Annotated in this window: 10 protein-coding genes and 1 tRNA gene; 7 read left to right on the top strand and 4 right to left on the bottom strand. The window is 62.8% G+C overall.

All coding sequences use genetic code 11. The annotated features are described in order from the left end of the window. Positions 1-124: 124 nt before the first annotated feature. From FMM06_RS06130 to FMM06_RS06150, 5 genes are all read left to right on the top strand, one after another. Positions 125-481, top strand: coding sequence for a hypothetical protein (locus FMM06_RS06130; protein ID WP_144236407.1), 357 nt, complete (start codon positions 125-127; stop codon positions 479-481). Between the two features lie 71 nt (positions 482-552). Next, a complete protein-coding gene (locus FMM06_RS06135) occupies positions 553-1,989 on the top strand; it encodes a circularly permuted type 2 ATP-grasp protein (protein WP_407925186.1) in 1,437 nt (478 codons plus the stop codon). 9 nt (positions 1,990-1,998) lie between these two features. After that, positions 1,999-2,943 (top strand): alpha-E domain-containing protein, encoded by a 945-nt coding sequence (locus FMM06_RS06140; RefSeq protein WP_144236408.1) that lies wholly within the window; start codon positions 1,999-2,001, stop codon positions 2,941-2,943. A gap of 24 nt (positions 2,944-2,967) precedes the next feature. Then, entirely contained in the window at positions 2,968-3,771 is an 804-nt protein-coding gene (locus tag FMM06_RS06145; protein ID WP_144236409.1) for a transglutaminase family protein, read from the top strand. Between the two features lie 47 nt (positions 3,772-3,818). Beyond that, positions 3,819-4,589, top strand: a complete 771-nt coding sequence (locus tag FMM06_RS06150) for a peptidase (RefSeq protein ID WP_144236410.1) — start codon at positions 3,819-3,821, stop codon at positions 4,587-4,589. Here the strand turns inward: FMM06_RS06150 and FMM06_RS06155 are convergent. Further along, positions 4,513-5,322 carry a hypothetical protein gene (locus FMM06_RS06155; protein ID WP_144236411.1) on the bottom strand — a complete coding sequence of 270 codons (810 nt, stop codon included), beginning with the start codon at positions 5,320-5,322 and terminating at the stop codon, positions 4,513-4,515. The two genes, FMM06_RS06150 and FMM06_RS06155, sit on opposite strands and share 77 nt — an antisense overlap. 202 nt (positions 5,323-5,524) lie before the next feature. Beyond that, positions 5,525-6,736: an MFS transporter gene (locus tag FMM06_RS06160; protein WP_144236412.1), complete on the bottom strand. Its 1,212-nt coding sequence runs from the start codon at positions 6,734-6,736 to the stop codon at positions 5,525-5,527. 93 nt (positions 6,737-6,829) lie between these two features. Here FMM06_RS06160 and FMM06_RS06165 point away from each other — a divergent pair. Continuing rightward, a tRNA-Pro gene (locus tag FMM06_RS06165) sits at positions 6,830-6,906 on the top strand. Positions 6,907-7,007: 101 nt separating this feature from the next. Continuing rightward, positions 7,008-9,002, top strand: coding sequence for a site-specific integrase (locus FMM06_RS06170; RefSeq protein ID WP_144236413.1), 1,995 nt, complete (start codon positions 7,008-7,010; stop codon positions 9,000-9,002). Between the two features lie 124 nt (positions 9,003-9,126). On the opposite strand, the gene FMM06_RS06175 is transcribed toward FMM06_RS06170, so the two are convergent. Then, positions 9,127-9,702, bottom strand: coding sequence for a Uma2 family endonuclease (locus tag FMM06_RS06175; RefSeq protein WP_144236414.1), 576 nt, complete (start codon positions 9,700-9,702; stop codon positions 9,127-9,129). Between the two features lie 117 nt (positions 9,703-9,819). Continuing rightward, positions 9,820-10,200, bottom strand: a complete 381-nt coding sequence (locus tag FMM06_RS06180) for a hypothetical protein (RefSeq protein ID WP_144236415.1) — start codon at positions 10,198-10,200, stop codon at positions 9,820-9,822. Between the last annotated feature and the right edge of the window lie 104 nt (positions 10,201-10,304).

The raw sequence follows: 10,304 nt of genomic DNA on the forward strand, positions 1-10,304 counted from the left end.
GCGTCATGCCACGCAGATGTTGCGGGTCAATAGCTACGCTGGAGACCACTGCGACACCCCGCGATTTTACGTGAAATCGACTGCCGCGACAACTTGCCCCGCGCCTGCCGGCGTCGCCCCCGGGTTGAACCGTCGCCGCTTCCGGCAATGTTTTCGCAAGGAGCAGATCATGCCAGCCCGTTTCGCCGCCACCGCCAACGCCTTTGAAAAAGGCATCGAATCGACGCCGCCCGCCAGTGCCGTCAAGCTCATCGAAGGCTGGGAAGAGGCGCTGTCCAAGGTCGACCTGCCCGGCACCAAAGGCATCGAGCGCGACCTCGGCGCGCTGAAGAAGGCGCTCGACACCGAAGAGCCCGACGGCGAGCGCGTCCGCACCCTGCTCGGCAAACTGTCGGAGGAAGTGACCCGTATCGCCGCGCGCACCGACGGCGCCGTGCAGCCCAAGCTCGAAGACCTGGGCGAGGCGCTCAAGGCCGCCTGACGAGAAACCCGCTTGCGCGTTGTTGCCGCACTGCACACTATGGCGTGCGGCAACAGCGTGCAGGGGGAAGTTTGGCGAAGATTGCGGCTTTCGACGAGATGTTCGGCCATGCCGCGCCCGACGCGGGCACGGTGCGCGCCGCTTATACCAAGGTTCGCGACTGGCTCGACGCCAGTCCGCAGGCGGTCATGGAAACCCGCCGCGCGCAGGCCGAGCTGTTCTTTCGCCGCATCGGCATCACCTTCGCCGTCTATGGCGACCCCGACGCCGCAGAGCGGCTGATCCCCTTCGATATCGTGCCGCGCGTGCTGCCGCGCAGCGAGTGGGCGACCCTGGAAAAGGGCCTCGTCCAGCGCGTCAAGGCGCTCAACATGTTCCTCGCCGACGTCTACGGCGCCCGCGAGATCCTCCGCGCCGGCATCGTTCCCGAGGCGCTGGTGCTGCACAACCCCGGCTTCTGCCTGCCGATGATCGGGCGGCGGCCGATGCACGACATCTGGATCCAGATCGCCGGCATCGACCTTGTCCGGACAGATGCGCACGAATTTTATGTCCTCGAGGACAATGCCCGGACGCCATCGGGCGTGTCGTACATGCTCGAGAACCGCGAGGTGATGCTCAAGCTTGTCCCTGAGCTGTTCCATGCGATGAAGGTCGCGCCGGTCGAGACCTATCCCGAGGCACTGCTCGAGACGCTGAAGTCGGTCGCGCCCTCCAATGCCGGCGGCGACCCCGTCGTCGTGCTGCTGACGCCGGGCCAGCACAACAGCGCCTTCTACGAACACAGTTTCCTGGCCGACAAGCTGGGGATCGAGCTGGTCGAGGGCAGCGATCTCGCGGTCAAGGACGACGTCGTCTACATGCGCACGACGCAGGGTCCGCGCCGCGTCGACGTGATCTACCGCCGGATCGACGACGCCTTCCTCGACCCGCTGACCTTCAAGGCCGAATCGACGCTGGGGGTGCCGGGGCTGATGAACGCCTTCGCGGCGGGCAACGTGACGATCTCCAACGCCCCCGGCACCGGCGTCGCCGACGACAAGGCGATCTACAGTTACATGCCCGAGATCGTGAAATTCTACACGGGCGAGGACCCGATCCTGAACAACGTGCCGACCTGGCGCTGCCGCGAGCCCGAGGCGCTGGGTTATGTCCTCGATCACCTGAGCGAACTGGTGGTCAAGGAGGTCGACGGATCGGGTGGCTACGGCATGCTGGTCGGCCCGCACGCGCCCGCCGCAACGATCGCCGCCTTCGCCGCCAAGTTGCGCGCGCACCCGGAGAAGTTCATCGCCCAGCCGACGCTGGCGCTGTCGACCTGCCCTACGCTGTGCGATTCCGGCATCGCGCCACGCCACGTCGACCTGCGGCCGTTCGTGCTGACCGGGGCAGGGGGCACGCGCATCGTGCCCGGCGGCCTGACGCGCGTCGCGCTCGATCCGGGGTCGCTGGTGGTCAATTCTTCGCAGGGTGGCGGAACGAAGGACACGTGGGTGGTCGATGATTGAGCGGCGCCCATGCTGAGCCGCACCGCCGGCAATCTTTACTGGGTCGGCCGCTACATCGAGCGCGCCGATTTCCTGTCGCGGCTGATCGAGGCGACGCTGCGCCTGTCGTCGCTGCCGCAGTCGTACGGCGGCGCGACCAACGCCTGGGATTCGGCGCTCGCAGCCGCGTGGATGACCGCGCCGTACAAGGCGCGCGGCGTGCCGGTCGAGGAGGACCGCGTCGTCGCGTTCCTGGCGATCGATCCTGACAATCCCAGCTCGATCCGCCGCTGCGTCGAGGCCGCGCGCGCCAATGCACGGGCAGTCCGGACGGCACTGACGCTCGAGGCGTGGGAGGCGATCAACGGCGCGTGGCTGGAGATGCAGAAGTTCGGCACCCGGCTCGTCGACCGTGAATCGCTGACGTCGCTGCTCGAAGCGGTCAAGGCAGCGATGCAGGCATTCGACGGGGCGGCGCACCGAACCATGCTGCGCGCCGACGCCTATTGGTTCATCCGCCTCGGCTCGGCGATTGAGCGCGCGGACAACACCGCGCGCGTCCTCGACGTGAAGTATCACCTGCTGCTGCCGCGCGGCGAGACGGTCGGCGGCTCCCTCGACTATTTCCAATGGACGACGATCCTGCGCACCGTGTCGGCGCTGACCGCCTATCGCTGGGTGTACCGCGACAGCGTCAAGCCGTGGCTGGTCGCCGACCTGCTGATCCTCAATCAGCAGATCCCGCGCAGCTTGGCGAGCTGCTACGGGGACGCGCTGCGCTATCTCGACCGGCTGTCGAACGACGCGGGTGGGCGGCGGGGACCGGCGCACCGGCTTGCGGCGGCGGAGCATGCAAAGCTCAGCCAGCTCAAGATCGAGACCATCTTCTCGGCCGGGCTGCACGAATTCCTGTCGAACTTCATCGCCGGCAACAACCGGCTCGGCGACGCCATCGCCGAGCAATATCTTTTTTAAGCACGGCGAGATCCGGGGGGACGAGTGCGGATCAGGGTCGATTACACGACTGTCTATGACTACACGCTGCCCGCCAGCGGCGTGGTCCAGCTGCTGCGCGTCGAGCCGCACGGCCACGAGGACCAGACCGTGCTGCGCTGGCGCGTCGACGTCGATGCGGACGGTGCGCTGCGGCGTGCGACCGACATGTTCGGCAATGTGACGCACAGCTTCTATGCCGATGCGCCGATCGAGAAGCTGACCATGACGGTCGGCGGCGAGGTCGACACGATCGATACCGGCGGCGTCATCCGCGGTGCCAACGAGCCGCTGCCGCCGCTGATCTACCTGCGCTCGACCGAGCTCAGCACCGCCGACGCCGCGATCATCGCCTTTGCCGAGGAGCAGCGCCGCGCCGACCCGCTGGAGACGCTGCACGGCCTGATGCTGGCGATCTATGGCCGCGCGCGCTTCGACACCGGTGTCACCGACCCCAACACCGACGCGGCGACCGCCTTCGCGCAGGGGTCCGGCGTGTGCCAGGACTTCACGCATATATTTTGCGCCGCCGCGCGCCGCCTGGGCCTGCCGGCGCGTTACGTGTCCGGACATTTCGTGCATCCCGAGACCCAGCCCGCGGGCCATGCCTGGGCGGAAGCCTGGGTCGACGACCTGGGCTGGGTCGGCTTCGACCCGACACACGGCATCGGGGCGAGCGAGCGCCACATCCGCGTCGCGGTCGGCCTCGACTATCTCGACGCGGCCCCGGTGCGCGGCGCGCGGCGGGGCGGCGGCAGGGAATCGATGGTCGTCGCCGTGGCGACGCACGAAATGTCCGGACAACAATGAGCGAAGAGTGGCATAGCCGCGAACCGTTCGCCTCGGAGGTATCCGCGATGACCTATTGTGTCGGCATCCTGGTCAAGGACGGCATGGTGATGATGGCCGACACCCGCACCAACGCGGGCGTCGATAACATCTCGACCTATCGCAAGCTGCGCATCTTCGAGACCGGGGAGGGGCGCTGCATGGCGGTCGCGAGCGCGGGGTCGCTGTCGGTGACGCAGGCGGCGATCACCAAGCTGCAGGACGCGATGATTCTGCCCGGCGCCGACGAGCGCGAGACGCTGGACAACGCGCCGTCGATGTTCCGCGCCGCCCAGCTGGTCGGCAATGCCCTGCGCGAGGCCAAGACCGGCATCGACGCGGCGATCGTTGACGACAAGATCGCTACCGGCGCGTCGCTGCTGTTCGGCGGCAGCATCGCGGGGCGCAAACCGCGGCTGTTCCTGATCTACGGCAGCGGCAATTTCATCGAATGCCAGCCCGACACGCCCTTCCTGCAGATCGGCGAGCACAAGTACGGCAAGCCGATCCTCGACCGCTCGATCACCTACGACACGCCGATCGCCGAGGCGGTGAAGGTGTCGCTGATCTCGTTCAACTCGACGATGCGCTCGAACCTCGCGGTCGGCCTGCCGATCGACGTGCTGACGCTGCTCCCTGGCAAGTCGGAGCCCGACCTGCTGCACCGGATCGACACCGACGACGCCTATTACCGCGAGCTCGACGACCGCTGGAGCCGCGCGCTCAAGGCCGCGCAGGCCGCGATCCCCCAACCGCCGTACGGCGAGAATGCCGAGCAGGGCGACTTGATGGAATTATAGGCGCAGTTTTGCCGTTCCGGAGGGTCGGTGCGTGAGTTGCCAAGCGATACTCACGATTTACGATTCCAGGCGAACTGAAGATCGGATCCGTGCTGAAGCGAGTATTGGCTTGATCATAAGCGTGGTAGTCCATGGCCGCCTGAAACTCCCGTCGAAACCGCTGTGTCGTCCCAGGTTTCGCTTCTGTACCCTCTAAGTCTAGAAGTAGGTCCTTCACGGTCTGCTTTTGCTGTTCAAAGTTTACGGCATTTCGGAACTTTATTTCAAGAGCGTCGATCAATTGTACAAACATCGGGTTTATAGGAAAGTTATTCGTCCGTCCGTAAAGAACCCATCCGTCAAGATAATCCATTCCGCGAAAATAGTCACTGGATCGGGAGAAGTGCTTGGCCACCGACATCATCCAAGTCGTAAAGGCATCATGGTCAACAAATCCGGCCAGCCAATAATCAAACTGATCACTCTTTAAGCCCCAGTATCTCGAAAAGAACTGCATCTGCGTCGTCGAAGTTTCCTCCGAAATCTGAAATGGCATTGTGCGCGCGACATCAATTTCACTGTAGCGCTCGTTACAGTGTATTACTGTCTGGATAATTCTATTTAACTTTGCCGATTTGCGAGCATCTTGTTGATTTCGCGTGAAACTGCGCATCGACAGGTAACTAATCACGGCTGTCGCGAGCGCAGACAAAGCGGCGATCAGTGTCGCCCACGCAATGATTTCGCTCTCCAATCAGCCGCTCCTCTCAGACGAGCCAGCATAACGATGGTTGTGGGCACGTAAAGCGGTGCCGAAACGTTTTTCACTGAGGGGCGGACTAGCTGATTACGCCATTTGATTCCCGCCAGTTATGGTAGCTGCACGCTAGATAGCGTCGATGCCCCCTCCTGTTGCGATGCAGCGTGAGTACCAAGGGTTCCGATCTAATTGCCTCTTAATTCGGAACGCTGACCTGCCCCGTGGGCGCGCCCGCCGCGACCGACCGGATGCGGAGCAGGATCGCCAGCCCGAGCCCGACCGCGGCGATCGCGGTCATCGATAGATAGCCCTGCGCGCCGATGCCATCGACCTTGAGCCGGTCGTACAGCCAGCCCGACAGCAGCGTCGCCGCCGCCTGCGCCGGCGCGCTCGCCAGCGCCATGTAGATCATCTGCGCGGTCGGCGTGCGCGCATCGCCGTGCATCGCGTGGATCATCCGCATCGCCCCCAGGAAGGTCATCGCGAAGGTGCCGGCGTGGAGCAACTGGAGCGGATACAGCATCCAGACCGGCGGCAGCGCGGCGAGCGCGGTCCAGCGGATCACCGCCGCGACGCCGCCCGCCACCACCAGCGTCTCGGGCCGGAAGCGCGCGCTGATCTTCGCGAACGCCATCAGGAACAGCACCTCGGTCAGCACGCCTAGCGACCAGAGATTGCCGATCAGCGTCTTCGAAATCCCCTGCTCGTTGCCCCAGATCAGGGTGCCGGCGACGTAGAAATAGCTGTGGCTCGCCTGGATCAGGCCCGCGGCGGCGATCAGCAGCGCAAAGCGCGGGTCGCGCACCATGTCGATGCCGGCCTTGAAGCGCTTGCCGAACGGCATCTCCCGGTCGCCGCCGACGGGCTCGCGAAACATCCACGCCGTCGCCACGATCAGCGCCGCCGAGATGCCGAGCAGCCACGCCCAGATCGACCAGTTGCCGTAGATGTCGATCAGCGCACCGACCGCGCTCGACCCGACGACAAACGCCGCCGAGGCAAGGCCGCGCGCGATGCCGTACGACGGCCCGCCGTTCTGCGTCAGGCGCAGCAGTGCCGCCTCGACGACCGGCAGCAGTCCCCAGAAGGCGACGTCGAGCAGCAGGATGAGGATGAAGACGCCCCAGAAGCTCTCGATGAACCACAGCGCCGCAAATCCGATGGTCATCAGGATCGAGAACATGAAGAGCGGCGCGCGGCGGTCGTGCTGTCCATCGGCCCAGGCGGCGGTCAGCGGCCCGGCGATGACGCGGCTGAACCCGCCGATCGCCAGCACCAGGCCGATTTGCGCGCCTGAAAATCCGTGCGCCTTTTCAAGCCACAACGGCAGGAACGGCACCAGGCAGCCGAAGCCGGCAAAGAACAGGCAGGCGAGAACGGTCGATCGAACGGCGGGTGTGACGGTCACGCGGAACTTTCAGCGGAAGGAGTGTGGGCATCATGGCGGACGCCGCCACGCTTGTCATCCGTGCGCGCGACGATTAAGCCCCGCGCACCCAGTCGGGGAGTGGCGCAGCCTGGTAGCGCATCTGGTTTGGGACCAGAGGGTCGCAGGTTCGAATCCTGTCTCCCCGACCATTTACACCTAAGTCATTGTTTTCGTTGATCCCGGTAACAAATCGGGGAGATTTTGTGCACCTTCGTGTGCCAATCGACCCGCCGGACGGGATTCGATCTCAATGGCCGCCAGCTACCTGTACCGGCGCAATGGAATCTACTGGTGGCGCCGTGTTCTACCTTTGTATCCAGGCAGGTCGTGTGATATTCGTCTCAGCCTCAGGACGGTAGATCGACGACAGGCGGTGACCTGCAGCGCTCTCCTCGTGGCGGCGGTGCAGGAAATCGAGGTCATGATGACAGCTGGCATGCGCGATCCCTGTGATCGCCCCGACACCGAGGAATTGGAAAAGATCTACCGTCAGAGCGTCAAGCGCCGGGCTGCCGAAATCATCGATGACCAGCGTCGCCGCGTTTCGGACGTCGACCTGCACCGCGCTTCGAACACCGCCCATATCGATTATTTCCAGCGCCTGGCCGACACCAATGGCCACCCCGACCTCACGGCCGATGACGTCACCGCTCTGCGAGATGCCGGATGGACGGTCGAACGGATAAGCCGGCTGGCAGCTGTCATCTCCCTCTACTCACCGACCCGTCCGGCGATCAGCATGCGATTCGTCGACGCCGCGTTGGAACAGGCGGGCTTTGTGCCTCACAATGGCATTCGGGGCATGGTTCAGCGCACCATGTATCTGGCGGGGCGCGATGCCTGCCAAGAGGCGAACGACAGCCTCGATCAGATGAACGGGGAGCGCCTGACCGCCCCTGCCCTGCGAATTGACCTGGGCGCTTCTCCGATGTCTCCCGAACAACCCCATGCAACTGTCCGGGAGAACACGTCAGATGTCGCCCCGACCAGTGCGGACGGCGCGCCCCTGAAGTCCGCACATAACGGCGCAGAGCTTTCCCAACAGATGTTGGTTTCGGAAGCGATGATACTGTGCATTGCGCACAATACCGGCCCCCAAGGTTGGTCGGCGGATACCAAGAAACAGGTTCGTCAGGCTATCGACATGTTCATTTTCGCGATCGGCGGAGATCTGCCCGTTGCGCATCTCCGGCAGACCCACCTTGGCGAGTTATCGCAGCTGTTTGGCAAGTTGCCCAATCGATATGGGCGGACCACCGCAGAACTGAAAGGTGGGTTCAACGCCTCGTTGATTCGTGCGCAGAGCCTCCCGTCGAGCGAGGTCGGGATCAAGCAAGTCACCCGGAACAAGCATCTGACATGGGTGTCGAAGGTAATCAGATATGCAACCTCGCAAGGTCACAGACCAGCTGAGCCGCTCGATTTCAGCGAGCTGAGAAGGGAGTCCAAGTCGGTCAATGCCAAGATCGGACGTCAGCTGGCTCGAGACAAGCGGGCCGCATGGACCCCAGACGAAGTTAACCGCATGCTATCTGCGCCGATCTGGTTTGGTTGCCACTCGCCAGATGACCGATTTCAGCAAGGGAACGTGGTAGTCCATGATGCCTGGTACTGGGCTCCGCTCTTGGCCGTGCTCTATGGTGGCCGTAGCAGCGAGACGGTTGCGCTAGCTCTCAGCGAGATCTTCGAGACCGATCCGATACCGTATTTCTCGATCGAATTTACCGAGATCAGAGCGCTGAAGACAGCTCAGTCGAAACGGAAACTTCCAATTCATCCGGAATTGATACGCCTTGGTTTTGTCGAGTATGTTTCCGCGATGCGAACGGCAGGTCACGAATACCTGTTCCCGGAGTTGCATTCACCCAAAAGCAAGAGCTTCGCCTCGACGTTTTATAAGTCGATTTTCAAGCAATGGCGAGACTGGGGATTTCCAGAAGGTACTGCGTGGCGCCACAAAGACGGTGGAATCACAAAGGACAAGGACGTCCATGCATTTCGCGGGACGGCCTCGAGTGCCATGATCGGGCTTCCGGACGTAGTTCGATACTACATACTTGGGCATGAGGGGACGAACACAACTACGATTACATACGATGAAGTACCTTTGGATAAGACGCTGAAGGGCCTACGGCGCCTGACCAAGTTCACGAAACACATTCCAAGACAGACACTTGTACTTCGGCCCATCGATCGGCAGAAGTTCGGCAAGTTGAGGGGGCGGCGCACAGTGGTAGTATTGTAGCGCCCCGCTTGGGAAGTCATTATCGATGAAATCGGACCTATACAGCTTGATCATCGTTATTCCGACGACATGGACCCACAGATCCGGCCCACTCGCAATTAGGGCTGACTTGGATTGCCGACGCTCAACTCGCTTTGATGGCGGCGCGCACATTGAGCCCCGTCTTTGGGCTTGTGCGTCGAAATAACTCGTCGGCCTCCAGCGTGATGGCAGGGCGCTTTAATTGCAGAGCTGATCCATACGGCTTTTCCGTTGCGCTCCAAACGTCGGCATCCCGTTCGTATTGCGTAAACGACCGCGAATCTGGCTCGATGACTACGATCGTCTCGACGCTGAGGACAGCTTTGAATTTGGCGCGTCTGATCGACTCACGGCTACCTTCGTGCGGAGTCAGGATGATGAAAATGACGCTAGGCTTACAGAAAAAGCTGGCATCATCGGGCCCGTCGAGTTCCGCACGGTCGCAATAGATCGCGGCGTTCGGTGCCAGGAGATTCTGATCATCGATCCGCAGGTACATTCGTTCGCCGAACACCTCGCAGCCGCATAAGCTGAGGCGCGGATCTGTCCCGGCAATGATGTTGACGACGATCCGGGAGTGCCTGGCATCGTGATCAGGAAGGGCGACGGGAACACCGTCGAGCAGCTCAACCCGATCGTCTCGATCGGAGTAGTGCGACAGAAACTCTTCGACATTCATACTGCATCATGAGCCGCCGTCGCGCTCGGCTCAATGGCGAGCACGCATTGCTATGCCGACCGCTTTGCGGAAGCCGCTCAAGGCGCGTTCAGGTCGACCGGATGATATGCCGAAACCTCAGGAACGTGCCCGGTCAACCAGCCTTTTCCGTTCACGCTCCGTTGCACGGTTCCACTCGGACAGCGACACCCCTGGCGGTGGGGGATGCAATCCGGGCTTTAAGGTCACAGGAACCGCCGCCAACGCTGCTGGCCGGCGCTGTCGTCTGACCGCATATCCGTAGAAATCGACGCCGAGCCGGACATCCTTCGAGCCGCACTTGCGGCACCTGAAGCGCTGGTGCGCGGCCGACCAGTCGGTCGACCATCTGCGCCTGAAAAACACGGCCATGACCTGCTCGATCGCAACGGTGCGATCGTGGCCGCAGGCACGGCAGGCGATGACGAGGTCGGCGCCCTTGTTGCTCAGATCGTCGAGGGATCGGACCGGCCCTGCCATCCGCGCGGCTTAGTCGGAGACATCGACGCCGACAAGAACATGCAGTGAACAAACTTGTGGATCATGTGCAACGGTGGCATTGCTTTACCCAAGCGGCACGATGG

The sequence above is a fragment of the Glacieibacterium frigidum genome, assembly GCF_007097155.1.
Lineage (GTDB): Bacteria > Pseudomonadota > Alphaproteobacteria > Sphingomonadales > Sphingomonadaceae > Glacieibacterium > Glacieibacterium frigidum.